Raw genomic sequence first — 25873 nt, 5'->3', positions numbered from 1 at the left:
TTATTATCATAGCGGACAATCTCCATCCCATTCATCACTCCATTCTTTACAACAATACTGCTCTGCTTCAAAAACCACATTTACTTGACCTTCCCAAGAATATACTAATTCTATTTCTATCTCATTCCAGCCTTCTCTTAAATATGACCCGGCATCTTTTCCCACATAATCATAGTGATTTTGACCGTTATTCGGATATAATCGCCAACATGGAGCACTATTTGAGCCGCTGCTAATTATTAAATCAGCTCTTCCTGGTCTATTTGAATTCAGAGTGTTAGCCAAAGATAGATATAAAATTGCCCTGCTCACTTAGGAAATTATTGTTATCCTCAAAATGTACCCAGAGCTTAATCGTAAGATCGACAACTTCTTCAGATTTTGAAACTACCTTTGTTTTTCTGGTCATTCTTGCAATTCTGTGCCTTGTGTTTGAGTTATTGGACTCAATTGAGAGTGTATGTTGTTTGCCAACAACATGTTGATGGCGAGGTATAACCTCTGAATAAACAGACCAATCGTCTGTGTAATAAGTGCAATTATCTCTACTTATGATTTTCCACAATTTTCTAAAGGTTGTAACGTTACGCTTACCAACCACCCAGGCAACAACTCTCTTGAGCTCCCTACTATAGGCTTTCCATATCCATAATTTGTTTTTTTGAATCTACAAAATGCCACATCTCATCTATTTCAACTTCTCTCAATTCTTCCGGCACTGTTGGTCTTGGTATCTTTTTAGCATACAGTATTATCCACTTATATACGCTAGTATGAGCTACTTTAAATAATTTCCCTAGCCATCTAAAGCTACTTTTTCCCATGCTGTACAATAACACTGCCAGAGCCTTCATCTCTGGCGAACAGCCTCTTAATTTAGTGTTTGTAAAATTACATCCACACTCTTTGCATTTATACCTTTGCATACCCCTAATATTACCATTCTTAACGTATTTACTGCTACTGCATTTTTTACACTCTGTATTCATATCTCTATTTTCTTTGTTGCTCGCTATATTCATTTTAGCATCTTATCTATCTTATGGCAACACTCCCAATGGTTTTATATACTTTAATCGGTCACATTGTTGCTTACAGGTGGGCCCACTATTTTTTCCAAACCTTATGACTTCATACCGCCTGTGAGCTTCTATATGGATGTTGCTTTCTTCTGGATTTTTCTCTATATCTATGCTACACTCATTACATGAATTACGAATTACACTACTTACTTTTTTATGAAAGACGAAGAGGTTACTATGCATTATAAAACTTTTGATACTCATAAATACATTAAAAGCCTTCAAGAAAGTGGCTTTAATGAAAAACAAGCTGAAATGCTTGTTAAATCCCTTCTTGAATCCAGAGACTTTGACCTCTCTATTCTTGCTACTCGTGAACAGGTTGCAAAACTTGACGGTAAAATTGATAAGGTCGAATCTAATCTTGAGAAAAAGATTATCGAACTTAAATCTGAACTCAAAGAAAGCATCTCTAGTATTAAACATGATATGCTTAAATGGATTGTCCCTATGATGCTTACTATCGTCGGTATTGCAGTTGGAATTGCGCTGAAACTTCTTTAACTTCATCTTACCATCACCTCCCTTATCTTGAGTACCTTCCCATCTTGCATAACTATCGCAGGAACTGCTTTTATCCCAAGCTGCTTTATCAGAACTCCTCTTTGATCAAAGTAAAAATCTAATTTATATTCCTCTTCTAATTTAACAGGAGATCCTCCTGTTAATATTAACTTTGGCTTTATTTCTGATTCTTCGTATTTTTTAATTACATACTTTAATTGATCCTCGTCTTCCCCATCAAAAAATATTAACTCATATGGCATACTAACCACATCCAGTGGATTTACCTTTGTTCCCTTCCTATGGAACACTATACCTCTTGCGTCTCTTAAATCTTCCTTTACCTCTATGCTCGGATCATATTCATATTCCTTTACTTCACTAGCCCTTCCTAAATTCAAAGATTTAGGACTCTTAATTCTATCACTTACCTCTTTCTTCATTCTCTCGTTATGCTCATCCAACTCTCCCCTTGCCTCCATATCACTTAACTTTCCCTTTATCTCCTCTATCGCATCTACTTCCTTAATTTCACTCGTCCTTCCCACCACTCCAAAATCTTTTGCCTTTGCATTAATTGAAAGTATTAAAAAACATATTACTATTAACATCGCTACCCCTACTATAGCGATACCAGTTGTCGTTATAACTCTAACCCAAGAGTAAACCTTATCTTCTATTTTCTGGTTTTTACTATGATTCTTCCTAACCATCTCCATACATCTCCTTCGCTACCTGCTCAACAGCCTCTTCTAACTTCTTCCCATCTCCCCCATATCTCTTAACTCTCTCATACTCCTCCGGCTTTGTTGAATATAACACCCTAGAAAATGGTTCAAGCATCAATCTACCTATGCTCGCATGCTCAGATGTCATTATCATCACTTCTGAATACTCACCAGGCTTTGACGTTACCGACTCTAACATTTTCTGCTGATAATCATTGATCTTAAATTTTTCACTCTTCTTAAGTAACGCTATCGATTCACTCTTCTGCTTCAAACAACATAACCAATCACTATTCATAAATGCAGCCTCAGCTCCAGGACTTGAATAAAAATCATCTAGATTCTGTGTTCCCACCACCAGCGCTCCTCTATACTTTCTAAGCGTTCTTGCAAGCCTCTCTATAAATTCTCCTCCCTGCTTACCCTTAAGTAAGTCCCATGCCTCATCAAATATTATTGCACTCTCTACCTTCCTTCCTCCAAGTATCACCTGATTTGTAATCAGTAACATCAATATCTGTACTACAACTCTCTGCAAATCCTTCTTACTCTTTAACTCCTCTAATTCTGTTACAAAAAATCTCGCACTAAAATCTATATTAGCCTTACCATTAAAATATTTCCCGTACGCTCCATCCCTCGTATATGGAAATAACATCGTCCCTATCCTTTGACACGTAACTCTATCCTCTTCCTGATTCAAAAACCACTCAGCTATTTCTCCAATTCCTGCTTTAGATCCTTTCTCACTCCACACTTCCATTAACGCCTTCTCTATCAATGAATCTTCATAACTACTTGTCCCTTCTTTCGGTGCTGCCATCATACTTATTATTGGCTTCATTACCGATAGCGCATCCTCTATATGCTCCTTTGACCTCTCATCTATACTGCTAAATGGATTTAAACATAATCCTGATTCCGTGCTAAATTCTATAAACTGCCCATCTAACATCTTAACCTGCTTCTCAAAACTCCTTCCCACATCAAGTACATATACCTTCTCTCCCCTCCTAAGTATACTTACCGCAAGCTCCTGCATAAATACTGACTTCCCAGCTCCACTCCTTCCTACTACCGATACATTGTAATTTGTATTTCCTAAACTCTCATCAAATGGATACCAGTAGTATAACTGCCCTCTCCTTCCTGCAAGCAACATTCCTGCCTTTTTACATCCCTTTGACTCTCCTTGTAGTGGCATCATGTTAACAGGCTCATGCGATAGTGTCGTTCTTAACTTCTTTAAGTAACTCATATCTAACGCCATATCTTCTCCCCATGATAACGGCAATATACTCTTAAGTGATAACATCACCACAAACCTATCTCTCTTTAACTCCCATCCATTCGCTCTATACAAACTATTCATTATTTGCTCAGATGATCCTATACTCTCTTTTCTATCTATAAGCACTATCTGCATTCCAGTCCTCACCAACCTCTCATTCTTTTCTAATTGCTCCCTCACAAATTCCCATTCCTTCGCTTCTCGCTTAAGTGCCGGTATCCAATTCCCAAGTGGCGATGATGCCTGTGACTCCACCCTAGATGCCTTCGCCAACATCCCAGTCTTCTTAAATAGTGTCGTCATGAGATTTGTGGTATAATATGAAAGAAAAGATAAATCAGGAGTAAAAATGGACAGAGTGTTAGCCAAAGATAGATATAAATTGCCCTGCTCACTTAGATAATGTCGTCATGAGATTTTAAGCCAAAGAGATAAGCATCTAATCTGAATTGCGGCAAGGAAAGAAGCTGAATTTTTAGCATATCTGGTTGCAATTCCCCTCCATCTTTTAAGATGAAGAAAGGTGTTTTCTACAATATGCCTTATTTTGTATAAATCTTTATCGTATTTTCTCTGGGTGATTCTGTTCTTTTTAGGAGGAATAACAACGCTCATGCCCAATTCTTGGGCATGGTCAATTATGTAATTAACATCGTACCCTCTGTCGGCTAGTAAGTACTCAGCTTTCATCTCTTCAATAAGATTAACAGCCTGCTTGCAATCAGCTTCTGAGCCTTTTGTGATAATAACTTTGAGTGGCATACCATGTGAATCCAAGGCAAGGTGAATCTTTGTATTGAGCCCCCTTTTGTACGACTCATATCTTGATTGCCGCCTTTTGCACCTGAAGCATGTGGATGCACTTTACTATGACTTGCGTCTATCATTAACCATTCCATATCAGGTTCTTTCACAAATATCTCCAATAAAGCCTCCCATATCCTTTTGTCTCTCCATCTGCAAAATCTTTTATGTGTATTTTTCCATCCTCCATATTCTGAAGGCAAATCTCTCCAGGGAGAACCTGTTCTTAATATCCAAAATACTGCGTTAATGAATCTTCTGTTATTATGTGCCAAACCTCCCCACGTACCTTCCCTTCCTGGCAAATGATCCTTTATCAAATCCCACATATTATCTGTTATATCATGCCTATGTAGCCCTAAATCCATTTTTACTCCTGATTTATCTTTTCTTTCATATTATACCACAAATCTCATGACGACACTATCTAGCGTATATAAGTGGATAATACTGTATGCTAAAAAGATACCAAGACCAACAGTGCCGGAAGAATTGAGAGAAGTTGAAATAGATGAGATGTGGCATTTTGTAGATTCAAAAAAACAAATTATGGATATGGAAAGCCTATAGTAGGGAGCTCAAGAGAGTTGTTGCCTGGGTGGTTGGTAAGCGTAACGTTACAACCTTTAGATAGTGTCGTCATGAGATTTGTGGTATAATATGAAAGAAAAGATAAATCAGGAGTAAAAATGGATTTAGGGCTACATAGGCATGATATAACAGATAATATGTGGGATTTGATAAAGGATCATTTGCCAGGAAGGGAAGGTACGTGGGGAGGTTTGGCACATAATAACAGAAGATTCATTAACGCAGTATTTTGGATATTAAGAACAGGTTCTCCCTGGAGAGATTTGCCTTCAGAATATGGAGGATGGAAAAATACACATAAAAGATTTTGCAGATGGAGAGACAAAAGGATATGGGAGGCTTTATTGGAGATATTTGTGAAAGAACCTGATATGGAATGGTTAATGATAGACGCAAGTCATAGTAAAGTGCATCCACATGCTTCAGGTGCAAAAGGCGGCAATCAAGATATGAGTCGTACAAAAGGGGGCTCAATACAAAGATTCACCTTGCCTTGGATTCACATGGTATGCCACTCAAAGTTATTATCACAAAAGGCTCAGAAGCTGATTGCAAGCAGGCTGTTAATCTTATTGAAGAGATGAAAGCTGAGTACTTACTAGCCGACAGAGGGTACGATGCTAATTACATAATTGACCATGCCCAAGAATTGGGCATGAGCGTTGTTATTCCTCCTAAAAAGAACAGAATCACCCAGAGAAAATACGATAAAGATTTATACAAAATAAGGCATATTGTAGAAAACACCTTTCTTCATCTTAAAAGATGGAGGGGAATTGCAACCAGATATGCTAAAAATTCAGCTTCTTTCCTTGCCGCAATTCAGATTAGATGCTTATCTCTTTGGCTTAAAATCTCATGACGACATTATCTAAGCAACTGCGATAAAACCTTGTTTGCATACTCCGCCAACTTAAAAAGAGTTAGAAATACGAGCGATGAGCATTAGGAGCGCACAAGTAGTACTCAGACGTTATACGATACTACAAGGCCAATTTTTAAAGTTGGCGGAGTATAACCCATTGTTACGACATCAAATTTATATTTTGCAATATCTATGCCAATGATGATATAATATTGGTCACTGATCTGAGCAAAACTTGTAAATAAAACGCCTAGAATAGTGCATACCTCAAGTCAAGATAAGCTTAAAAAAGTAAAGAGTATGAAAAGCGTACTTTATCTTAAATTTGGTTTTAAAAATCACAACTCATATTGACAACTTGGTTGGTGTAAGTTCTATATATTTGAGTGGTTGATTTTGAAAATACATATATGCAAAAAAATTAGGAATGCAAAGCATAAGAATTGATAAAATATTACAAGATTGTTTAAAAAATTGGGTCACCTATATTGATGTGAATCTCAAATATTCTAAAAATACGACAAATGCGTATATTACGGATATATATTATTTTTTAGACTTTATTTTTAAGCATTACGAAGAGACTGTAACGCTTAAATTATTGGGTGAATTAGAGATTTATGATTTCAGGTCCTTTCTTGCATACAGAAAAAAAAATGAAATAGCGTGCGTTTCTAATAATAGAACTCTATCTTCCTTAAAAAACTTTTATAAGTTTATAAAGAATGAATATGGTATAGACAACCATGGGATCAACCGTCTAAAAATTGCAAAATTACACAAGCCTTTGCCAAGAGCATTATCTGTAAAATCTGCTGTTGAAATCCTGGATGTCATAGATAGTATAAGCAAAGTTAAATGGGTAGGACAAAGGGATAAAGCTGTTACTTATTTGCTTTATGGATGTGGATTAAGGATAAGTGAGGCATTAAACCTTAAAGTTAGTGATTTTAAAGACCAGTTTGATAAAGTCATAGTTCTGGGCAAAGGGAATAAAGAGAGGGAATTACCATTACTGCCAGTGATAAAAAAACAGATCATGCAATATATGTCCAGCTGTCCGTATAACTTGGAATGGAATAGCTATATGTTTTGGGGTGAGAAGGGGGAAAAGTTGAATGCGGATGTTTTTAGGAAGACCATACGAAAATTGAAGGCAAAATTGTATTTGCCAGATCATACCTCTCCACATTCTCTGAGGCATAGTTTCGCAACACATTTGCTTGCAAATTCTGATGGTGACTTAAGAACCATTCAAGAACTATTGGGACACAGGAACTTGTCCACCACTCAAAGATATACAAAAATTGACACCAACCAACTTATGAAGAGCTTTGTTGCTTTTCACCCTAGAAAAGTGCAAAAAAACTAAGAAAAAAGTGGGAGTGTTGCCATAAGATAGATAAGATGCTAAAATGAATATAGCGAGCAACAAAGAAAATAGAAATATGAATACAGAGTGTAAAAAATGCAGTAGCAGTAAATACGTTAAGAATGGTAATATTAGGGGTATGCAAAGGTATAAATGCAAAGAGTGTGGATGTAATTTTACAAACACTAAATTAAGAGGCTGTTCGCCAGAGATGAAGGCTCTGGCAGTGTTATTGTACAGCATGGGAAAAAGTAGCTTTAGATGGCTAGGGAAATTATTTAAAGTAGCTCATACTAGCGTATATAAGTGGATAATACTGTATGCTAAAAAGATACCAAGACCAACAGTGCCGGAAGAATTGAGAGAAGTTGAAATAGATGAGATGTGGCATTTTGTAGATTCAAAAAAACAAATTATGGATATGGAAAGCCTATAGTAGGGAGCTCAAGAGAGTTGTTGCCTGGGTGGTTGGTAAGCGTAACGTTACAACCTTTAGAAAATTGTGGAAAATCAGGTTCTGTCGCATCTGTTGAAACACATAAGAATTTTTGATATTCTGAAAGAAATAGTTGCTGGTAATAATGTTTAAAGTAGACCCAAAATTAATGAAGTATTTTAAGAACCATGAATATGGCGCAGAAATCATTATGGTATCGCTGTATATGAAAGGAAGATATTCTTTAAGTTACAGAGAGATAGAAGAGATAGGCGGGTTGAGAGGACTCAACATAGATCACGCCACTCTACAAAGATGGGTAGTAAAGTTTATGCCAATACTTGAAGGAAGATTCAGAAAAAGAAAAAAGCCAGTCAACGGCAGCTGGAGAATGGACGAGACATATATCAAGGTTAAAGGTAAATGGGTCTATTTGTATAGAGCAGTTGATAAATACGGGGATACCATAGATTTTATGCTAAGAGCAAAAAGAGATAAAAGGGCAGCTAAAGCGTTTTTCAGGAAAGCAATTAAATCTAGTGGCCAGCCTATAAAGGTTAATATAGATAAAAGTGGCTCTAATACTTCTGCTTTGAATTCGATCAATAAGCCATTATCTAAAGAAGACCAAATAGAAATTAGGCATAACAAATATCTAAACAATAGGATAGAAGGCGATCACAGATTTGTAAAGAAACGAACTAGACCGATGCTTGGTTTCAAATCCTTTAGAAGTGCCGCCAGGACTATTGCAGGAATAGAGCTCTTGCACATGATTAAAAAAGGACAACTTGCTGACAATGACAATTATAATTCTGACTTTGATAAATTTCTTTCACTAACTGCTTAATGGAAAAATATACAAATAATTTGAAAGTTTTTGCATCATATTACAGATGCGACAGAGCCAATTATTGGGATATCCTTACCATACTTAACGGTTTGCACATTTATTTGCTCCAACCTTTTCCCATCATAACTTGCGTAATAGCTGTTACTCCACAGATATCTATCAAGACTTTGCCTCAAAAACGTACTGGCTATTTTTCCAATACCTGAGCCAAAATCACCACCAGATAACCCATGTTTAATAAGAGAGCCAATGCCATTAAAAATCATTGAGGACATAAGTAAGAAAAAAGATATCTATATTTTTTCTTATAGTACCCACATTGACAAAGTTCTGGAAGTATAACTCTGCTAACTTTAGAAATTGGTCTCAAAATATGTTGGGATTAGCATTTCCTAACGTATTTTTATACGTTTCTAGTTCTTTTTGAAGTTCCCTGTCATCTATAAATTTACCAGCTTCTTTCCAAAGATTGTAGTCACGAGCTTAAAATTTATTGCCCCTTATTCTTTTTGCAGCTTCAACAACTTCTTCGATTGTTGGAACCAATGCAAATCTAACAAAATTCTCACCAGGATTTATTCCACCAACTTCGTCAGAAATCAGCTGATCAGGGGTTACAATAATCCCAAGATCGGCCAAACTATTGGCAAACTCCAAACTATTCATACCTTTTGGCGTTTTCTGCCACAGATAAAAAGTAGAATCACCAATTGGTTTCTCCAAACCTCTCGAAGTTAAGACGTCCATCATAATATCACGCTTTTGCTTGTATTGAGCGATCATTTCAGAAACTACACTTTCATCTTTAAGGGCTAATACCGCAACATCCTGAATGAATGTTGGAGTTCCAGAATCAATGTTTGTTTTCACCTTTTTGAAACCAGAGACAATTCTCTCATCACCAGCAACAAAACCAATTCTATACCCAGTCATATTACTACGTTTTGAAAGTGAGTAAAATGTGATCACCCCCTCTTTTTGAATCTCCAGGATACTAATAGGCTTTTTCTCAAAATATATGTCATTGTAACATCCCTCATCTGCAGCTATTATCACATTATACTCCTCTGCCCATGCGACTAAATCCTGCAACCACTCTCTGGGTGCCGTAACTCCTGTTGGGGAATTGGGATAATTCGTCCAAATAATCTTAGCCTTACGCGCCACTTCATCTGGAATTGATGAGAAGTCTATTAAGAATTTGTTCTTTTCAAGAAGCGGTGTAAAATACGCCTCCCCCCCTCTAAATCTAGTGCCTGATTTATACACTGGATATCCGGGTGTTGGGCATATAACAAAATCTCCTGGATTAACAAAACCTATTGGAAAATTAAAAATTGCTTCCTTTGAACCAATTGTTGATGATATCTCGGTTTCTGGATTGAGTGCAACGTTATATTCCCTCTTTATATATTCAGCGCATGCCTTACGGTATGAAATATCCCCGATATAACTAGGATATCCAGATGTTGCCCTATCCTTTGCAAACCTGGACAAGTTATCAATTACCAAATCTGGGGTTGGACTTTTCGGGTCCCCCACACCAAAATCTATTACCTCTATCCCTTTTGCTTTTAACTCCTGTGCTTTTTTATCTATTTCAGCAAATGCATACTTTGGCGTGTCATTAATTAAATCTGAATAAATTATTTTCATATTAACTCTTGTTACTTATTAATTGGTATTTTAAATCTTTTGCAAAATCACCTTTGAAGACTCGTGTAGCCACACCAGTTAGATACACGTTTTCCTTCGCTATCTCAACATTGACTTTTCCGCCAGGCATGTGGACAGTTACACTCCTCCCAACAAAACCAAGTTTATGTGCAACACAACTGGATGCAGAACTGCTTGTACCAGATGCTAGTGTGTAACCAGCGCCTCTTTCCCATATCTCTATCTTAATATTGGATTGATCCAGAATCTCCATAATTTGTACATTGGTTCTATTTGGAAAAAGTTCGTGATTCTCTAAAACTGGCCCCAACTGCCTTGCCAACTCTTCAGTTGCCTTTTCTTTAATGACTACACAATGGGGATTGCCAATATCAACACAACTGATCATTTCACTCTGGCCTAATATTTTAATCTCCTTATTGATTGCTTCAAGTCCGTCTAAAGTGATAAATGAATATTTACCCATATCGACTTTAATCGTATTGGTTTTTGCATCTATTAGTTGAACACATACTTTACCTCCCTTAGTATGAAGGTTAAAATATGGGCTCTCTTTTTCAAAAGCCTCGGGGTTTACATATAATTGGTCAAGCACGTAAAGCGCAAAGATTCTAATCCCGTTACCGCTTTTTTCCGCTTCAGAGCCATCTGGGTTAAATATTTTAAACCCAATCTCCCCATCCTTACATTGTATTGGACCATACAGAATTCCATCAGACCCAATTCCATAATTTCTATGGCAAATCAGCCTGATATTTTCTTCGTGAAGATTTAAACCAAAACTAATTTTTCTGGGATCAATAACCAAATAATCGTTACCCAGTCCATGATATTTATAGAAATCAGCCACTGATGGACTCCTCATAATGTTTTACCAGTTCTTCACGTGCCTCTTCGCTCATACTACAAAGTGGTAACCTAAATTCTTCTTGTATCTTACCAAGATATGCCAATAGTGACTTAATAGGAATAGGGTTGCTTGATAATGACAGAAGCGAAATCATTAAGTTATATAGCTTGTAATGACGTTTTTTAGCTGAATCAAAATTACCCGTGAATATTTCCCACACCATATTCTTCATCTCCATCGGCAATACATTAGATGCAACAGACACCACACCATGCCCACCAAGGCACATAATAGGGTATGTAAGCACATCATCACCAGACAGAACAGCAAAATTCTGTGGAACGCTTTTTATTACATTCATGATCTGCACAAGATCACCGCTGGCTTCTTTTATTCCAACTATTCTTTCGTGTTGAGCAAGTTTCATTAATGTTTTTATCTCAAGGTTAACCGCAGTCCTACCCTTGATATTATATAATATCATAGGTATATCACTACCATCTGCGATACTCATGAAATGTTGATACAAACCTTCCTGCGTTGGTTTGTTGTAATATGGGTTTACACAAAGAATTGCATCTGCGCCTAAATCCTGCGCTTTTTTGCTTTTTTGTACTGCAATCTTAGTATCATTGCTGCCAGTTCCCATAATAATTTTGACCTTTCCATTGGAAGCCTTTACCGCACGTTTTACAATCTCCTCACCTTCTCGCTCATCAACTGTTGGGCTTTCCCCAGTTGTACCCAAAATCACCAACCCATCCACCCTAGCTTCAACTTGTTCTGCAAACAACTTGTCAAGAGCGATATAATCTATGCTTTTATTACCATTAAATGGTGTAACCAAAGCAGTGTATAATCCAGAAAATTTCATATTAATAGTCCCTCCATATAATCATTAATGTCAAAAAACCCTTGTTTGCCCTCAATCCACCTGGCACAATTAATTGCTCCTTTAGCATAAGAAGAGCGTCCTTTAGAATTGTGTGAGATTTTAATAGTATCAGACGGCCCATCAAACACCACTTCGTGTTTACCAAACACATAACCACCCCTTGTGGAACTAAAGTGCAACTCATCTTCGCTGATTTCTCTATCAACCATTTGGGTAATCAGCTGGCGCTTTCTTCTTACGTTATCAAGTAAAATCTGGACTGTCGTTAAAGCCGTACCAGACGGGGAATCTTTTTTTCTGCTATGGTGAATCTCATGCCCAAAAATGTCATACTCTTCGAATTTATCTATAATTTGCGCGGCATTTTTGATAATTCTCCAAAAAATGTTCACTCCAATTCCAAAATTGGTGGCGTACAAGAAACCTATATTATGTTCGTTAACTATCTTTTTGACTTTCCCAACGTCTGCGTGCCACCCTGTGGTACCACATATAATGTTCACCCCTTTAGAAGCAAGTATTTCTATATTGGCAATACATACAGATGGCTCTGTAAACTCTATGGCAACCTCATCTTTGTCAAAGCTACTTGCTAACAAAACGTCCTGATTATCAATAACTTTAGACACAGGTATGGACGCATTTAAGGCTTCTTGCTCAACCATTTTACCCATTTTGCCGTAACCTATAATTGCAATTCTCATACTAAAAAACACTTACGTTTATGGCGGAATTTAACCACCTATAGTTAATATTGTCAATATATTACTTCATTTGCATGAGGAACGTACAAAAGTACACAACAAGATGCAAACTCCGAAACATGACGACACCAATTTTTGAAGTAATAACTCTTTCTAAAAATCTAAAAGTATTATACACTGTAAAAACGAACAAAACAGAGGTATAGCGAGAGTTTGAATATGAAAAACAAATTCTTTTTTATCGCTTTGATTACAGCAGTGTTGGTATATTTACTAAAAGAACGGGTGGGGCACATCAGTTTAGATAACGATAGATTGCTGAATGTTGTATATGCTGTCATAATCATTAGCACAATTGGCATGAATATCATAAGTTCAAGGATTCCTCTGGGGCAGGTGTTAAGTTATGCCGCAGTTTGGACATTGATTATCGGGACATTATTAACGGGGTACACATATAAAGCCGATCTGCAGAATGTTTTTAACAAAGTATACGCCAATCTTATCCCCGGAACTGTAATTCAAGGAGAGAGCGAAGATGGAAATGGAAAGGTTGTAATGCTTGTTGCCAACCAATCTGCACATTTCTTTGCAAATGCGCAAGTTAATGGTGTTGATATAAGCTTTTTGATTGACACAGGTGCAACAGACGTGGCTTTAACAAGGAATGATGCCAAAAAATTGGGGATTAATTTGGAGTCACTCTCATACACAAAAAAAGTATTAACAGCCAATGGTACAACATGGAGTGCCCCCATAAAATTAGATTCCATACAAGTTGGAGACATAACAGTCAACGATGTATCTGCTTCTGTTAGTATAGATGAGGGTTTGGATGTGTCTTTACTTGGGATGAGTTTTTTAAATAAGCTTGATTCTTACCAGGTTCATGATGATACATTAAGCTTCTTTCAAAAATGAAAGCACATATGCTCTATTAAAAGACATAGAGTATACTCAAAGTATTTTAAAGCTAGCGGGGTGTCTCTTGCTTCTTTTTAGTTGTAGTTTTTTTTTGCTGCCGCTCTTGAAGACGAATTTTTAGCTTTATCTAAGTTTTTTAACCTCATATTCGCATCCTCTGCCAATTTTTTAACGACTTCAAATTCCTCACGAGTTACAAACTTCATTTTTTTTAATAAAGTCTCAACTTGTTTAGTAATATACTCAAGCAATTCATTTTTCGCATTTACCGCTCCTGCAAAAGTAGAACCTGCAAGTTTCGCAATATCGTCCATTATTTTATTGTCTTTTTTCATTTTTTCAAATATTGATTATTAAACTGTTACCCATAAGATATCATCACCGGAACAATGCTTGCAATACTTTTTCCTAATATAGACCCAATTGCAATTAATTTAGGAACTATATCCATACATTGGTATGGTATAGCTTATGTTGTTGGCATTATTCTAGGAACTTACATCATGCAGCAATTAGAGGAAAGGTATAAAATTGCACATCTTACCTCTGAAGATTTTGATCGTATAGTCATTTATATAGTAATCGGGATAATAGTAGGCGGAAGAATGGGAGAAGTGATTTTTTATATGCCGCACTTAGTTATCAATGACTTCTTTGAGGTGTTCAAAATATGGCATGGCGGTATGTCTTTCCATGGAGGTGTTATTGGAATTATTGTAACAATTTGGATGTTTTCTGTTAAATACAAGAAATATTTTTTAAGGGTTACGGACTTAATTGCATGCGCCGCACCAGTTGGATTATTTTTTGGTCGTATTGCCAATTTTGTTAATGCTGAATTATATGGAAAAAGAACAGAAGTCGCATGGGGCGTGATTTTTCCAGGTACAGATTTCTATCCCAGACACCCCAGTCAACTATATGAAGCATTTGCAGAAGGGATTTTATTGCTCTCTATAATGCTTATTGTCGTAAAAATAGAAAATATACGAAAATATAAAGGACGTATTAGTGGTGTGTTTTTGATATTCTATTCCATATTCAGAATTGTAATCGAGCTTTTCAGGGAACCAGATGCACATATAGGATATATTATGAATATCATAACCCTTGGCCAGTCGCTCTCAATTCCAATGTTGATATTGGGCACATATCTATACCTTAAGAGGGATTATAGACAGTAATAAAAATGCATAATTTTTTCACCCCATTATTTAACATACTCTATCCCCCACTTGCATCAGATGCAAATCTGAATGCTATAATGCAAATTTATTATGTGAAAAATGCTGGCTAGATATAGTATTTATAACAAGACCATATTGTAAAAAATGCAGCTCTTCTCTTGCAAACCCTAACCATATTTGTCTATGTATGAAAGATTCTTGTGTAAACAAAGAACACCATTACCACTCAACAAGATCGTTAATGGAATATGGGAATGTGGCTAAAGATTTGATTGCTCAGTTCAAATTTTATGCAAATTTTGAGGTATTAAAACTGTTCAAAAATTGGTTTAGTTGCATATTAAACGACTCCGAATACTCAGACATGGACTATATTATCCCTGTCCCCTTGCATAAAGAAAGATTGAAAGCAAGGGGCTATAATCAAACTGCAATCCTTGCAAAAACTATTTCACGCATAATCAAGGTAAAATACCATTCCAAGATTCTGATAAAAAATAAAAATACCATTAGCCAAAGCAATCTTGGCAAAGAGGCAAGGGAAAAAAACCTCAAAAACACATTTGCCCCCTACCCTGGCAATATTCATCTTATAAAAAACAAAAAAATACTATTGGTTGATGATATAATAACAACCGGGACAACCATCAATGAATGTTCAAAAGTCCTGATGCACCATAAAGCATCACAAGTCAATGTGATATCAATTGCCAGACGTTGAATCCTTTATAATTCGCATTTCGTCAAATACTTTTTGGGCCACAACCTACTTCTGATCATCTAGCATTATGCATAGCTCATTTGGGGCTATCAGGCCAAAATAATCTCTTGCAACCTCGTCTAAAAGATCTTTATTCAGACTTTTATCGTATAATAAACTGACCCTATTGTTTAAGTACTCTCTCTCAGATTTACTCTTGTGTAGCATCGCTTTATGTTTTTCTATTTCGTCCTCTAATCTTAACATCTCAAAATACCCTCTATTTCCAATAAAACTATGGTATATAAAATATACCAGGGTAATTAGGGAAACAAAATTCAATATAACGAAACTAAAAGTTATTTTCTTATGCTTTTGCATATAAAGGCTTTGATTAATTTCGATTATTATTATATTCTGCTTGGCAATTAGCATCAATAACAATTATTATTAAATTAATGTATTCTGTTCTGTTTGGGTTTCAAATTTTTATTACAATATTGATTGCGATTGTAATTGTGTTTCAGAAATCAAGTAGCGATGGTATAGTATCAAGTAATATTGGCAACCAGTTACCAAGCAACTCTCAGACTTCATTTATTAGCAAATTTACAATCTTTTTGGTTTTTGTTTTTATGGCCAACAGCCTCATTTTGGCTAAGGATTGTATCAGCAGGTATCAGAGAGAAAAGTCAATTATCAACGCCCTAGAAAACGAGCCAGCTCCTTTGGAAAATGACGTTAGCGACCAGAATGTACCAAAAATGGAATAAAATCTGATGGCAAGGTTTATTTTCATCACCGGAGGAGTTGTTTCTTCATTAGGGAAAGGAATTTCAACTTCTTCGATAGCTGCTCTGTTACAGGCGCATGGGTATAAATTGAGGATCAAAAAACTAGATCCATACTTAAATGTGGACCCTGGAACAATGAGCCCTCTGCAACATGGTGAGGTTTTTGTCACGGATGATGGTGCAGAAACAGATATGGATTTAGGGCACTATGAAAGATTCACAGGCATTGCATCCAGAAAAAGTGATTCAGTAACAAGTGGGCAAATTTATTCTAAATTGCTTGCCAAAGAACGTGCTGGTGATTATCTAGGTGGTACGGTGCAAGTTATACCACATGTAACAGACCTGATTAAGGAATTCATATTGGATGGCAAAGAAGAGGTTGACTTTATGCTTTGCGAAATAGGAGGTACGGTTGGCGATATAGAGGGGCTGCCATATTTTGAGGCAATCAGACAATTAGGCTATGAACTTGAAAAAGAAAATGTCTTATATGTGCATTTAACACTTATCCCTTATCTTCGCAGCGCATCAGAGCTTAAAACAAAGCCGACACAACATTCAGTAAAGGAGTTGCGCTCTATTGGAATCCAACCAGATATTATATTATGCAGAGGAGAAAAGAAACTTATGCATAATGAAAGAAAGAAAATTGGGCTATTTTGCAATATCAAGGAGGAAAATGTAATACAATCTCAGGATGTAAATTCAATTTACGACATACCACTTGATTATCATGAAGAACGACTTGATTATCAGATATTAAAGAGCCTGAATTTACCATATAAACAGGATGTGGATTTGTCTGTTTGGCGCAGCATTAAAAATAATCAAAGTCTAATCCAGGGACGTGTCAAAATTGCAATAGTAGGAAAGTATGATTCTTATCAAGATTCGTATAAGTCATTAATAGAATCCTTCAAGCATGCTGAACTGTTCCATAAAAGAAAAGTGGAACTTGTTTGGGTGAACTCAGAAAATTTAACAGCCTCAAACGTCGTTGAAAAGCTCAAAAACGTAAATGGCATTGTGGTGCCAGGCGGGTTTGGTAAAAGGGGAGTCGAGGGTAAAATAGAAGTCATAAAATTTGCACGTACTCAAAAAATACCGTTTTTAGGCATATGTTTAGGTATGCAGCTTGCGGTGATAGAATATGCCCGAAATGTGTTAAACTTAGAAAATGCCAACTCTACTGAATTTGATATACACTGCCAAAACGTCATAGATATAATGGATGACCAGATTGAAGGGAATAATTTGGAAAAACTCTCAGAAACCAGAGAAATAGGTGGAACAATGAGGTTAGGCAGTTATAAATGTCAATTAAAGACTAATAGCAAAATCCATAAAGCATATGGAAAAACGTTCATAGAGGAAAGGCATAGGCATAGGTATGAATTTAATGGCGATTTCAAAAAAAGTTTTGAATCCAGCGGACTGTCATTAGCCGGAATATCTTTGGATAACAAGTATGTTGAAACCATAGAGGTAGATGAACATCCATGGTTTATCGCGGTGCAGTTTCACCCAGAGTACAAATCTAAACCATTTGAGCCTCATCCATTATTTGTGTCTTTTGTTGACTGTGCCATAAAAACTATAGCGTAATAGCTTTAGTTTTGGCACCCAAAGTGAGGCTAGCAGTTGACGAGGATAAACAAGTAGATTGCTATTATTTACAGATTGTTTTATAAAAACCAAAAACATACTATTTAGTTATTAGTGGCTGTACATGTTGTGCAATCTGAAATTGGCTCTGTTAGCAACAGGAAAGTTGGAGTATTTGGACTTGGTAAAACTGGAGTTCAATCTGTAAAAACACTGTTGGCAAAGGGCTTTATAGTTAATGCCTGGGATGATAGTGAAGGGAAAGTCCTGGAAGTCAAGAAGATCATAAAGGATAACAACGTTATGTTTTCCAATGTGCTAAATGAGGATGAGATCGCAGATTTAGAGTTTGTTATTGTAAGTCCAGGCATACCTTTTAAGTATCCAGCGCCGCATAGGATATTTACGTATTGCCAAAAATATAACATTCCAATCAAAACTGATATTGAATTATTGTTTGAGGCCAGCCCAAACGCCAACTTCATAGGAGTAACTGGAACAAATGGTAAATCAACGACTGTATCTTTGATCAACCATGTTCTTGAGGTTAGTAATCGCCGTTCTGTATTGGGCGGAAATATTGGTACTCCTGCTTTAAGTTTACCAATTTTGCAGGATCCGTCAGAAAATTATGTTCTTGAACTTTCTTCTTATCAACTGGAAATACTTAACAACTTTCAGTTCAACATAGCAGCTTTATTAAGTATAACGCCAGATCACTTAGACAGGTATGAATCGGTTGATTCTTATACTGAGGCAAAATTAAGGATATTCCAAAATCAAATGCCTGATGATTTTGCCATTATTTCAATCAATACAGAGAATGGTAGGAATATTCACTACAAGCTTAATGAAGTTTGCGCACAAAAAATTATTCCAATATCAAGTGAAAAAATATTAGATTCTGGCGTTTCTATCATTGAAGATAAACTTTATGATTGCTATTTTGAGCATGAAACTTTGCACATTTTCTTACCACAATCATTGAGGGGGCAACACAATGCAGAAAATATTACAGTAGCTTATGTAGCGGCAAAAATACTTGGCATTACGACACAAGAAATTATACAAGCCCTAAGTACATTTGTTGGGTTGCCACATAGGATGGAGTTGGTTTTCCAAAGAGGCCAGATGACGTTTATAAATGACAGCAAAGCGACCAATATTGCATCTGCATCAAAAGCGCTGGATTTATATCAAGATATATATTGGATAGCAGGTGGCATATTTAAGGAAAAAGACGTTTTTTCATTGGGCTCTCATCTTCGGAATGTAAAACGTTGTTACTTAGTTGGGATGGATGCTGAAATTTTTATTCCATTATTGGCCAAGCACAGTGTCCCTTATATGAGGGCAGGAAGTATTGAAAATGCTTTACTAGAAATAAAAAAAGAAACGCCAAAAGGAACTGTGTTGCTTTCCCCAGCTTGTGCTTCTTTTGACCAGTGGAAAAACTTTGAGGAAAGAGGTGATGTTTTTAGGGCCTTGGTCCTCAAACATTTTGCATCTTAGGAAAGCTAAGGTAGTATAGAAATAAAAAAAGAAAAATGGATGTAATAGTGAAATGAGTTTTTTTAGTTTGTTATCAAAAATTTTACCATTATACATTATAGCAATCCAGGGATATATAGCAGGCAAGTTATATGAAATAGATACTAAATCGTTGAGTAAATTGATGTTTCATTTCATTTTACCTGTGATATTTTTTGATGTTGCACTTAATACCAAAATAGAATTAAAGTACGCGATACTGCCAGTTATATGTTTTACAGCCTCATGTGCTTTAATGGGAATTGGTTTTTACATAGCATCAAAACTATTTAACGATGGAAGAGAAACGGTGATAGCTTATGCCGCTGGTAGTGTTAACACAAGTAGTGTTGGACTTTCAATTGTACTGTTGGTTTTTGATGATGAGCACATAAGAATTTTTATGCTATCCAGTATCGGCATCGTGTTATTTGTTTATAGTGTGGGATATATCGTAATATCATCCAACACAGATTCATGGAAAAAAATGTCCTACGATCTTATCAGACTTCCACCAATATATGCTTTTATCATGGGTTTATGCGGTAACTTATTTGATATTCAGCTATTCGATGGGTTTAACCACTTGTTTTCTCAAATGAGAACTACATATTTAGTCTTGGGAATGCTGGTATTTGGCTTAAGCTTAAGTAAGGTGAACTTTAGCGTTGGCAAGACATTCATTAGTTTATTCATTGTACTAAAAACGATAATATCACCTGGAATTTATTTACTATTTATTCTCTTAGATAAATTTGTGCTACACATTTACGATAACGAGATGTATAAGTTATTATTCACAATCTCTGCACTCCCTACAGGTGTGGATTGCATAGTGCTGTGCTCCTTATATCACAAACACCCAGAAAAAGCTGCTGTTGGCGTCTTGATTGGCACATTGATTGCCACCATATATATACCATTCTTTTTACAATTTTTTTGATGATACAAGGATTACTGAATTTAGAAAATGAGCAGAAGTTTAGTATAGAAGACTTTATATTATCTTGTGCAAACTTGGAAGCATACAACAGTATTTTACATTGGGAAAAATGGCCAAATAAAAAGTTACTTATAATAGGGCCACACAAGTCTGGCAAAACTTTATTAACTACCATATGGAGAAAAAATACTGATGCTGTAGTTATTAAGAATGTAGAAGATTTTAAAGATGCAGAAAAAGTCATTGTTGATAATATAGAAGAGTTATCTGAAATTAACCTGGTTAATATAATAAATTTCACCAATGAGAGGGGCCTGCCATTATTGCTTACCGCGAACCAATACCCGTCTTTTAATTTAAAAGACCTAAATTCTAGAATAAAATCCATATACAAAGTTATAATAAAAGAACCAGATGAAGAGTTGTTAAAGTTAATCCTAGCAAAGTCATTTAAACAGCTTCAAATAAAAATCTCAGACGAGATAATCAGCTTGATATTTCGCAGCATAGAAAGAAATTATGAATCCGCTTATGAAGTTGTTAAGTTTATTGATAAATTATCGAAAATAACTAAAAGAAGCGTAACATTGCCATTCGTTAGAGAAATGCTCATAAAATACTATCAAACCGATGATTTATAACTTAGAAAATTACATCAAGAACATTATAATTGACCGCGGGGCTTTGACGCTTGACCGCTTTATGCAGCTTGTTTCTCACTACTACTACTCTAACTACAACTCCATAGGGCAAGACTTTATTACCGCCCCAGAAATCAGCCAAATGTTTGGAGAAATGATAGGTATCTATATTGTTGACATTTGGTATAACTCAATTCAAAAACCTATCCACCTAGTCGAATTGGGGCCAGGTAATGGGACGATGATGTATGATGTACTAAGAACAATAAAGACCTTTCAAGAAGTGTATGAAAATATTAATAGGGTTATATTGATAGAAAACAGTCACCTTCTAAAAACAAAACAACAAAAGCGATTGGAATGTTTCGGTGATATTAACATGGTATGGTACCAAAACATTGAAGAGGTCAAAGAGAATAATCTTTTTATACTGGCGAATGAGTTTTTTGATGCTTTGCCAATCAAACAGTATCATTTTCAGAATGGTACTTTATGTGAAGTCGTCGTCATGATGGATCAGAATCACAATTTGATTTTTGGTTCGGCTCTAAGTAATTGCCCCCCTTTTTATGTTGATAAATTGAAGGAACATCAATTTATTGAGGTGTCGCTCCAGAGAGAGGAGTATGCAAAAAGTATAGCTGGTAAGATTCGCGATAAAAACGGTCATGCGCTTATAATAGATTATGGTTATAAAACCACTCAAAGTGGAAGCACGTTACAAGCGTTAAAATCACATGCACAGGCTAAAATATTGGAATTGATCGGCTGTTGTGACATAACTTCTTTGGTAGATTTCAGCAGCCTTGCCAACTCATTTGCTAAATTTGGTATACAAACAACAATCACAACACAAAGGGATTTTTTATTAAACCTTGGCATTTTACAAAGAGCAGAGATGTTACAAAGCAAATCTGCCTCGGTTGAAAAAATTCAGCACCAGATTAATAAGCTTACCTCTAAGGAAGAAATGGGGGAATTATTTAAAGTTTTAATTGCATCAAGTTATGAAAAACAAGGTGAATAACAGATTTATGGGCATAGACCCAGGACTTAATTTTACAGGATGGGGGGTGATTGAGCATAAAGGGGCAGATAAATTTGTATATATTGCATCTGGTGTAATAAAAACATCGTTAAAAACACCTTATCCAGAAAGACTACACCAGCTTTTTTCTAAGATTATGGACGTTGTAAATATACACACCCCAGATGCTGCAGCAATTGAAGATACATATATCAACATCAACAACCAAAGTTCAATAAAACTGGCTCAAGCCAAAGCGGCAGCAATTATTGCAATTTCCCATCATAAAATCCCACTTGTTGATTACCCAGCCAAAAAAGTGAAGAAGACCATCACTGGGAGCGGAAGCGCAGATAAAACACAAGTAATCAAAATGATCAAGTACTGGCTACCAGAAGTTACAACTGAAATTTCTGATGAAGCAGATGCTTTGGCAATAGCTTTGTGTTATGCTAGCCATTACAAACAAAAAGGAGAGTAAGATGTCCAACTACATCAATCTCCGCACATACTCTGATTACTCTATAGGAAAAAGTGTTATCAAAGTTCAGGACCTTGCGGAGCATTGCTTTAAAAGCCATATACCAGCAGTTGCTCTTACGGATTTTAATAATTTGTTTGGATCATTAGAGTTTTCGTTGGAATGCCAAAAAAAGGGAGTTCAACCCATCATAGGTTCAGTATTAACTCTCAATTATGGTAATGAAAAGGAACAATACGCAAACATTTTACTGATAGCCAAAACCAGGGAAGGATATGAAAACCTAATGAAATTAGTAAGCAACTGCTACTTGGGTAATACGGATCATACAACTCCCCCACATGTTTTACTGGAGGATATTTTTGAAAATTCAAAAGGACTGATAGCGCTATGCGGAAGCAATAATTCTCCGATGGAACAACTTTTTTACGCAGATAAACATGAAGCAGCCAAAGATTTGGTTAACTTATTATTGGAAAATTTTCAAGATAACTTATTCTTAGAACTAACCAGAACGGAGAACCATGAACATCAATATGAATTTGAGAAATTTTTGGCCACAGTCGCACTGGAAAAATCCATTCCAATTGTTGCAACCAATCCTGCCCAATACATTAACCAAACAATGCAAGATGCACTTGATGCCCTAATATGCATTACAGAAGGAAGGTACCTAATTGAGGATGATCGCAACAAAGCAGGGAGTGAGTCTTATTTTAAAAGCAAAAGACAGATGGAAGAGCTGTTTTCAGATGTCCCAGAGGCAGTACGAAATACAGAGTTAATTGCAAAAAAATGTTCTTTTCTATTAAAAGAAAGTAAACCACTCCTTCCAAAATTTTTAAACTCCAATCAAGATGAAGCAGAGGAACTGAAACAACAGGCAACCAAAGGGCTGAAGTTAAGATTGGCAAGCACAAATTTTAACGAAGATACGCAAAAAAAGTATTTTGACAGACTGGAGTTTGAGTTGGCGGTTATCAACAAGATGGATTTTGGTGGATACTTTCTGATCGTTGCTGACTTTATACAATGGAGTAAAAAAAATGGCATACCTGTTGGGCCTGGTCGTGGTTCTGGGGTTGGCTCTATCGTTGCTTGGAGTTTACAGATTAGCGATATGGACCCAATAAAATTTGGCCTTCTTTTTGAGAGATTTTTAAATCCAGACAGAGTATCTATGCCTGATTTTGATATAGATTTCTGCCAGGATAGAAGAGATGAGGTAATTGAGTATGTAAGGAAAAAATTTGGAAGTGACAAAGTGGCCCATATCATCACTTTTGGAAAACTGCAAGCAAGGGCAGTACTTAGAGACGTTGGAAGAGTACTTCAGATACCATACATGCAAGTTGACAGCATCTGTAAAATGGTACCAAATAACCCAGCCAATCCAGTCAGCCTTAAAGAGGCAATTGATATGGATAAGGAATTAAAAGCACAAAGCAAAAGTGATCCAAGTTTGGAAAAGCTAATATCTATTAGTTTAAAGTTAGAAGGTGTAAACAGACATATCTCCACCCATGCTGCTGGCGTTGTTATTGCTGATAAAGAGCTAACCAAAGTTATTGCGCTTTATAAAGATGCAAATTCCAGTATGCCGGTTGTGCAATATTCATTAAAATATGCAGAAAAAATCGGGCTGGTAAAGTTTGACTTTTTGGGGTTAAAAACTTTAACAGTAATTTCTTGGACTTGTAAATTGATCAAAGCCAGCGGTATTAACTTGGATTTTAATAAGATCGCTTTGGATGATGCTAAAACTTATCAGATGTTGGCAAACGGAGATTGTATCGGCGTATTTCAGTTTGAAAGCTCCGGTATGAGAGAAAGCATCAAAAAAACTGAACCAGATAACATCGATGACTTAGTAGCTTTGGGCTCTCTTTACAGACCTGGGCCAATGGATAATATACCAAGTTATATTAATCGAAAACATGGCAGAGAAAAGATCGATTATATACATCCACTTCTTGAACCAGTACTGAAGGAAACATACGGGATTATTGTGTATCAAGAACAAGTAATGGAGATAGCCAGAGTATTAGCTGGATATTCACTAGGAGAAGCAGATTTGCTAAGAAGAGCAATGGGCAAAAAAATCAAAGAGGAGATGGAAGCTCAAAGAAATAAGTTTGTCCAGGGTTGCATAAATAACTGCATTAAAAACTATGAAGCTGAAGAGATTTTCAACCTTGTAAATAAATTTGCAAGCTATGGATTTAACAAATCCCATGCTGTGGCTTATGCATATATCTCATATCAAACAGCTTATTTAAAAGCTAATTTTCCATTAGAATTTTTAACTGCTTCTATCAATTTAGAGATAGATAACACTGATAAAATATACATATTCCTAATGGAGGCGAAGAAATTCGGTATCACAATTTTACTGCCTGATATTAATTACTCTAAAGCGGAGTTCACAATAAAAAATGGGAAGCTAAGGTTTGGACTTGCAGGTCTTAAAGGCGTTGGAAAAAAGATAATGGATTTAATTACGGAGGAAAGAGAAAAAAGAGGGAGATTCAAAGATATATTCGATTTTGTCGAAAGATTAGCCGAAGTTGGAATCAATAAAAAAGTCCTTGAAAATCTTATAAAATCAGGAGCTTTTGATGATTTTAACGTTGGAAGACTTACATTGTTGATGAATATAGAGTTGCTGCTTAAGCAAAGCAGTGTAGTGAATAAAAATGAGGATCAACTAGACCTATTTTTTGACTCCAACAGTAGTGTGAGGTTTAAGCCAAAATTAGAGGAATTCAACGAGTGGAATGAAAAAGAGAGGATGCAAGCTGAGTTTGAATCTTTTGGATATTATTTAACTGCTCATCCACTTGAAAAGTACCAGATTATATTACAAAAATTAGGCATCACAGAAGCATGCGAAATAGATGAAATTGAAAATCAGCTATCAAAAATAAAACTGGCAGGCGTTTTGTTATCAAAAAAAGTGCGTTCAACAGCAAGAGGTAAGTACGCCTTCTTACAGATTTCAGATCTAAAAGGAATTATTGACTTATCCATTTTTAACGAAGATTTGCTTTATAAAACCATTGATCTTTTAAAAGAAGGGAACACCCTTTATTTTAAAGCTGAGGTAAGGAAGGATGCAGCTGGGATCAGAATTATAGCTGAAGACGTTCAAGAGGTTAGACAAGCAATTTTGGATTCAGACATACGTCTTAACATCGTGATAAAAAACAAAAATCAATTAGATTTTCTAAGGGATAAAATAAATAATGATGATGGTGTTAAGATAAGTTTAATGGCCGAGTTGGAGTCAGGCGATGTTGTGGATTTTAAACATAACAGTCCTTTGTTGATCGACATAATTGAGTTAGAAAAATTAATTCAAAATGGAATTAAGGTGAACATATGAA

General features: G+C 36.0%; 32 protein-coding genes. 19 read left to right on the top strand and 13 right to left on the bottom strand.

The window, feature by feature from the left end; genetic code table 11:
* Positions 1 to 6: 6 nt before the first annotated feature.
* Genes Bandiella_RS01965 through Bandiella_RS01955 form a run of 3 tightly spaced genes read right to left on the bottom strand, consistent with a single transcriptional unit; the run spans position 7 to position 1022 of the window.
* Positions 7 to 312 carry a hypothetical protein gene (locus Bandiella_RS01965; protein WP_323733172.1) on the bottom strand — a complete coding sequence of 102 codons (306 nt, stop codon included), beginning with the start codon at positions 310 to 312 and terminating at the stop codon, positions 7 to 9.
* Positions 278 to 646 carry an IS1 family transposase gene (locus Bandiella_RS01960; protein WP_323733371.1) on the bottom strand — a complete coding sequence of 123 codons (369 nt, stop codon included), beginning with the start codon at positions 644 to 646 and terminating at the stop codon, positions 278 to 280. The genes Bandiella_RS01965 and Bandiella_RS01960 overlap by 35 nt, the downstream gene beginning before the upstream one ends.
* Entirely contained in the window at positions 630 to 1022 is a 393-nt protein-coding gene (locus tag Bandiella_RS01955) for a transposase-like zinc-binding domain-containing protein (protein WP_323733171.1), read from the bottom strand. Before Bandiella_RS01955 ends, Bandiella_RS01960 begins: the two co-directional genes overlap by 17 nt.
* Positions 1023 to 1238: 216 nt before the next feature.
* On the opposite strand from Bandiella_RS01955, the gene Bandiella_RS01950 reads away from it, so the two are divergent.
* Positions 1239 to 1586 (top strand): CCDC90 family protein, encoded by a 348-nt coding sequence (locus Bandiella_RS01950; protein ID WP_323733170.1) that lies wholly within the window; start codon positions 1239 to 1241, stop codon positions 1584 to 1586.
* A 2-nt stretch (positions 1587 to 1588) separates the two neighbouring features.
* Here the strand turns inward: Bandiella_RS01950 and traW are convergent, their stop codons facing one another.
* The 3 genes from traW to Bandiella_RS01935 all read right to left on the bottom strand — a co-directional run bounded on the left by traW (position 1589) and on the right by Bandiella_RS01935 (position 4777).
* Positions 1589 to 2299, bottom strand: a complete 711-nt coding sequence (gene traW, locus Bandiella_RS01945; RefSeq protein ID WP_323733169.1) for a type-F conjugative transfer system protein TraW — start codon at positions 2297 to 2299, stop codon at positions 1589 to 1591.
* Positions 2292 to 3974 (bottom strand): type IV secretion system protein TraC, encoded by a 1683-nt coding sequence (traC, locus tag Bandiella_RS01940; RefSeq protein WP_323733168.1) that lies wholly within the window; start codon positions 3972 to 3974, stop codon positions 2292 to 2294. The genes traW and traC overlap by 8 nt, the downstream gene beginning before the upstream one ends.
* Before the next feature lie 39 nt (positions 3975 to 4013).
* Positions 4014 to 4777, bottom strand: a protein-coding gene (locus Bandiella_RS01935) for an IS5 family transposase (protein ID WP_323733147.1) whose coding sequence is annotated in 2 segments (ribosomal slippage) — positions 4014 to 4405 and positions 4405 to 4777 — 765 coding nt in all. Because the reading frame shifts where the segments join, the coding sequence is not laid out codon by codon here.
* 46 nt (positions 4778 to 4823) lie between these two features.
* Between Bandiella_RS01935 and Bandiella_RS01930 the strand changes: the two genes are divergently transcribed.
* From Bandiella_RS01930 to Bandiella_RS01900, 7 genes are all read left to right on the top strand, one after another.
* A complete protein-coding gene (locus Bandiella_RS01930; protein WP_323733167.1) occupies positions 4824 to 4979 on the top strand; it encodes a hypothetical protein in 156 nt (51 codons plus the stop codon).
* Positions 4928 to 5068: a hypothetical protein gene (locus Bandiella_RS01925; protein ID WP_323732634.1), complete on the top strand. Its 141-nt coding sequence runs from the start codon at positions 4928 to 4930 to the stop codon at positions 5066 to 5068. The genes Bandiella_RS01930 and Bandiella_RS01925 overlap by 52 nt, the downstream gene beginning before the upstream one ends.
* 30 nt (positions 5069 to 5098) lie before the next feature.
* A protein-coding gene (locus tag Bandiella_RS01920) for an IS5 family transposase (protein ID WP_323732753.1) occupies positions 5099 to 5862 on the top strand; the annotation gives its coding sequence in 2 pieces (ribosomal slippage) (positions 5099 to 5471 and positions 5471 to 5862; 765 coding nt in all).
* Between the two features lie 430 nt (positions 5863 to 6292).
* Positions 6293 to 7237, top strand: a complete 945-nt coding sequence (locus Bandiella_RS01915; RefSeq protein ID WP_323733166.1) for a tyrosine recombinase XerC — start codon at positions 6293 to 6295, stop codon at positions 7235 to 7237.
* 43 nt (positions 7238 to 7280) lie between these two features.
* Positions 7281 to 7673, top strand: coding sequence for a transposase-like zinc-binding domain-containing protein (locus Bandiella_RS01910; RefSeq protein ID WP_323732428.1), 393 nt, complete (start codon positions 7281 to 7283; stop codon positions 7671 to 7673).
* A complete protein-coding gene (locus Bandiella_RS01905) occupies positions 7622 to 7789 on the top strand; it encodes a hypothetical protein (protein WP_323733165.1) in 168 nt (55 codons plus the stop codon). The genes Bandiella_RS01910 and Bandiella_RS01905 overlap by 52 nt, the downstream gene beginning before the upstream one ends.
* Before the next feature lie 29 nt (positions 7790 to 7818).
* Positions 7819 to 8523 (top strand): IS6 family transposase, encoded by a 705-nt coding sequence (locus tag Bandiella_RS01900; protein ID WP_323732571.1) that lies wholly within the window; start codon positions 7819 to 7821, stop codon positions 8521 to 8523.
* Between the two features lie 35 nt (positions 8524 to 8558).
* Here the strand turns inward: Bandiella_RS01900 and Bandiella_RS01895 are convergent, their stop codons facing one another.
* The 5 genes from Bandiella_RS01895 to dapB form a co-directional block, all read right to left on the bottom strand.
* Entirely contained in the window at positions 8559 to 8792 is a 234-nt protein-coding gene (locus Bandiella_RS01895) for a hypothetical protein (RefSeq protein WP_323733164.1), read from the bottom strand.
* Between the two features lie 217 nt (positions 8793 to 9009).
* Positions 9010 to 10182 carry an aminotransferase class I/II-fold pyridoxal phosphate-dependent enzyme gene (locus Bandiella_RS01890; protein ID WP_323733163.1) on the bottom strand — a complete coding sequence of 391 codons (1173 nt, stop codon included), beginning with the start codon at positions 10180 to 10182 and terminating at the stop codon, positions 9010 to 9012.
* 1 nt (position 10183) lies between these two features.
* Positions 10184 to 11053: a diaminopimelate epimerase gene (gene dapF / locus Bandiella_RS01885; protein ID WP_323733162.1), complete on the bottom strand. Its 870-nt coding sequence runs from the start codon at positions 11051 to 11053 to the stop codon at positions 10184 to 10186.
* The gene (dapA, locus tag Bandiella_RS01880) at positions 11046 to 11927 is read right to left on the bottom strand and encodes a 4-hydroxy-tetrahydrodipicolinate synthase (protein ID WP_323733161.1); all 882 of its coding nucleotides are present in this window, start codon (positions 11925 to 11927) and stop codon (positions 11046 to 11048) included. The genes dapF and dapA overlap by 8 nt, the downstream gene beginning before the upstream one ends.
* A complete protein-coding gene (gene dapB / locus Bandiella_RS01875) occupies positions 11924 to 12652 on the bottom strand; it encodes a 4-hydroxy-tetrahydrodipicolinate reductase (protein WP_323733378.1) in 729 nt (242 codons plus the stop codon). Before dapB ends, dapA begins: the two co-directional genes overlap by 4 nt.
* Before the next feature lie 219 nt (positions 12653 to 12871).
* Here dapB and Bandiella_RS01870 point away from each other — a divergent pair, with 219 nt between their 5' ends.
* Positions 12872 to 13573, top strand: coding sequence for a TIGR02281 family clan AA aspartic protease (locus Bandiella_RS01870; RefSeq protein WP_323733377.1), 702 nt, complete (start codon positions 12872 to 12874; stop codon positions 13571 to 13573).
* Positions 13574 to 13650: 77 nt separating this feature from the next.
* On the opposite strand, the gene Bandiella_RS01865 is transcribed toward Bandiella_RS01870, so the two are convergent.
* Complete coding sequence (locus Bandiella_RS01865; RefSeq protein ID WP_323733160.1) at positions 13651 to 13911, bottom strand: accessory factor UbiK family protein; 261 nt, start codon at positions 13909 to 13911, stop codon at positions 13651 to 13653.
* Between the two features lie 54 nt (positions 13912 to 13965).
* On the opposite strand from Bandiella_RS01865, the gene lgt reads away from it, so the two are divergent.
* A complete protein-coding gene (gene lgt / locus Bandiella_RS01860; RefSeq protein ID WP_407651259.1) occupies positions 13966 to 14760 on the top strand; it encodes a prolipoprotein diacylglyceryl transferase in 795 nt (264 codons plus the stop codon).
* Between the two features lie 259 nt (positions 14761 to 15019).
* On the top strand, positions 15020 to 15484 hold the full coding sequence (locus Bandiella_RS01855; RefSeq protein WP_323733159.1) for a ComF family protein: 465 nt from the start codon (positions 15020 to 15022) through the stop codon (positions 15482 to 15484).
* Positions 15485 to 15529: 45 nt separating this feature from the next.
* On the opposite strand, the gene Bandiella_RS01850 is transcribed toward Bandiella_RS01855, so the two are convergent.
* Positions 15530 to 15844, bottom strand: coding sequence for an FtsB family cell division protein (locus Bandiella_RS01850; protein ID WP_323733158.1), 315 nt, complete (start codon positions 15842 to 15844; stop codon positions 15530 to 15532).
* Positions 15845 to 15921: 77 nt separating this feature from the next.
* Here Bandiella_RS01850 and secG point away from each other — a divergent pair, with 77 nt between their 5' ends.
* The 8 genes from secG (at position 15922) to dnaE (ending at position 25872) form a co-directional block, all read left to right on the top strand.
* Positions 15922 to 16236, top strand: coding sequence for a preprotein translocase subunit SecG (secG, locus tag Bandiella_RS07455; RefSeq protein WP_407651258.1), 315 nt, complete (start codon positions 15922 to 15924; stop codon positions 16234 to 16236).
* Positions 16237 to 16242: 6 nt separating this feature from the next.
* Complete coding sequence (locus Bandiella_RS01845; RefSeq protein ID WP_323733157.1) at positions 16243 to 17865, top strand: CTP synthase; 1623 nt, start codon at positions 16243 to 16245, stop codon at positions 17863 to 17865.
* Positions 17866 to 17994: 129 nt separating this feature from the next.
* Complete coding sequence (gene murD / locus Bandiella_RS01840) at positions 17995 to 19377, top strand: UDP-N-acetylmuramoyl-L-alanine--D-glutamate ligase (RefSeq protein ID WP_323733156.1); 1383 nt, start codon at positions 17995 to 17997, stop codon at positions 19375 to 19377.
* 52 nt (positions 19378 to 19429) lie between these two features.
* Positions 19430 to 20338 (top strand): AEC family transporter, encoded by a 909-nt coding sequence (locus Bandiella_RS01835; protein WP_323733155.1) that lies wholly within the window; start codon positions 19430 to 19432, stop codon positions 20336 to 20338.
* Positions 20339 to 20412: 74 nt separating this feature from the next.
* Positions 20413 to 20979 carry an HdaA/DnaA family protein gene (locus tag Bandiella_RS01830; protein ID WP_323733154.1) on the top strand — a complete coding sequence of 189 codons (567 nt, stop codon included), beginning with the start codon at positions 20413 to 20415 and terminating at the stop codon, positions 20977 to 20979.
* On the top strand, positions 20969 to 22006 hold the full coding sequence (locus tag Bandiella_RS01825) for a class I SAM-dependent methyltransferase (protein WP_323733153.1): 1038 nt from the start codon (positions 20969 to 20971) through the stop codon (positions 22004 to 22006). The genes Bandiella_RS01830 and Bandiella_RS01825 overlap by 11 nt, the downstream gene beginning before the upstream one ends.
* 7 nt (positions 22007 to 22013) lie before the next feature.
* The gene (gene ruvC / locus Bandiella_RS01820; protein ID WP_323733152.1) at positions 22014 to 22487 is read left to right on the top strand and encodes a crossover junction endodeoxyribonuclease RuvC; all 474 of its coding nucleotides are present in this window, start codon (positions 22014 to 22016) and stop codon (positions 22485 to 22487) included.
* The gene (dnaE, locus tag Bandiella_RS01815; protein WP_323733151.1) at positions 22456 to 25872 is read left to right on the top strand and encodes a DNA polymerase III subunit alpha; all 3417 of its coding nucleotides are present in this window, start codon (positions 22456 to 22458) and stop codon (positions 25870 to 25872) included. Before ruvC ends, dnaE begins: the two co-directional genes overlap by 32 nt.
* Position 25873: the final 1 nt, after the last annotated feature.

Source organism: Candidatus Bandiella woodruffii, from assembly GCF_034359465.1.
GTDB lineage: Bacteria > Pseudomonadota > Alphaproteobacteria > Rickettsiales > Midichloriaceae > NDG2.
Note: the sequence above shows the minus strand (reverse complement) of the source record. Positions and strands in the feature narration are given on the sequence as shown.

Bases quoted from the DNA above. Each gene is read 5' to 3' on its own strand.
- Bandiella_RS01955 (WP_323733171.1), bottom strand. From the start codon at position 1,022: ATGAATATAGCGAGCAACAAAGAAAATAGAGATATGAATACAGAGTGT.
- Bandiella_RS01950 (WP_323733170.1), top strand. From the start codon at position 1,239: ATGAAAGACGAAGAGGTTACTATGCATTATAAAACTTTTGATACTCAT.
- traW (WP_323733169.1), bottom strand. From the start codon at position 2,299: ATGGTTAGGAAGAATCATAGTAAAAACCAGAAAATAGAAGATAAGGTT.
- Bandiella_RS01930 (WP_323733167.1), top strand. From the start codon at position 4,824: ATGACGACACTATCTAGCGTATATAAGTGGATAATACTGTATGCTAAA.
- Bandiella_RS01915 (WP_323733166.1), top strand. From the start codon at position 6,293: ATGCAAAGCATAAGAATTGATAAAATATTACAAGATTGTTTAAAAAAT.
- Bandiella_RS01910 (WP_323732428.1), top strand. From the start codon at position 7,281: ATGAATATAGCGAGCAACAAAGAAAATAGAAATATGAATACAGAGTGT.
- Bandiella_RS01900 (WP_323732571.1), top strand. From the start codon at position 7,819: ATGTTTAAAGTAGACCCAAAATTAATGAAGTATTTTAAGAACCATGAA.
- Bandiella_RS01895 (WP_323733164.1), bottom strand. From the start codon at position 8,792: ATGATTTTTAATGGCATTGGCTCTCTTATTAAACATGGGTTATCTGGT.
- Bandiella_RS01890 (WP_323733163.1), bottom strand. From the start codon at position 10,182: ATGAAAATAATTTATTCAGATTTAATTAATGACACGCCAAAGTATGCA.
- dapA (WP_323733161.1), bottom strand. From the start codon at position 11,927: ATGAAATTTTCTGGATTATACACTGCTTTGGTTACACCATTTAATGGT.
- dapB (WP_323733378.1), bottom strand. From the start codon at position 12,652: ATGAGAATTGCAATTATAGGTTACGGCAAAATGGGTAAAATGGTTGAG.
- Bandiella_RS01870 (WP_323733377.1), top strand. From the start codon at position 12,872: ATGAAAAACAAATTCTTTTTTATCGCTTTGATTACAGCAGTGTTGGTA.
- Bandiella_RS01865 (WP_323733160.1), bottom strand. From the start codon at position 13,911: ATGAAAAAAGACAATAAAATAATGGACGATATTGCGAAACTTGCAGGT.
- lgt (WP_407651259.1), top strand. From the start codon at position 13,966: ATGCTTGCAATACTTTTTCCTAATATAGACCCAATTGCAATTAATTTA.
- Bandiella_RS01850 (WP_323733158.1), bottom strand. From the start codon at position 15,844: ATGCAAAAGCATAAGAAAATAACTTTTAGTTTCGTTATATTGAATTTT.
- secG (WP_407651258.1), top strand. From the start codon at position 15,922: ATGTATTCTGTTCTGTTTGGGTTTCAAATTTTTATTACAATATTGATT.
- Bandiella_RS01845 (WP_323733157.1), top strand. From the start codon at position 16,243: ATGGCAAGGTTTATTTTCATCACCGGAGGAGTTGTTTCTTCATTAGGG.
- Bandiella_RS01835 (WP_323733155.1), top strand. From the start codon at position 19,430: ATGAGTTTTTTTAGTTTGTTATCAAAAATTTTACCATTATACATTATA.
- Bandiella_RS01825 (WP_323733153.1), top strand. From the start codon at position 20,969: ATGATTTATAACTTAGAAAATTACATCAAGAACATTATAATTGACCGC.
- ruvC (WP_323733152.1), top strand. From the start codon at position 22,014: ATGGGCATAGACCCAGGACTTAATTTTACAGGATGGGGGGTGATTGAG.
- dnaE (WP_323733151.1), top strand. From the start codon at position 22,456: ATGCTAGCCATTACAAACAAAAAGGAGAGTAAGATGTCCAACTACATC.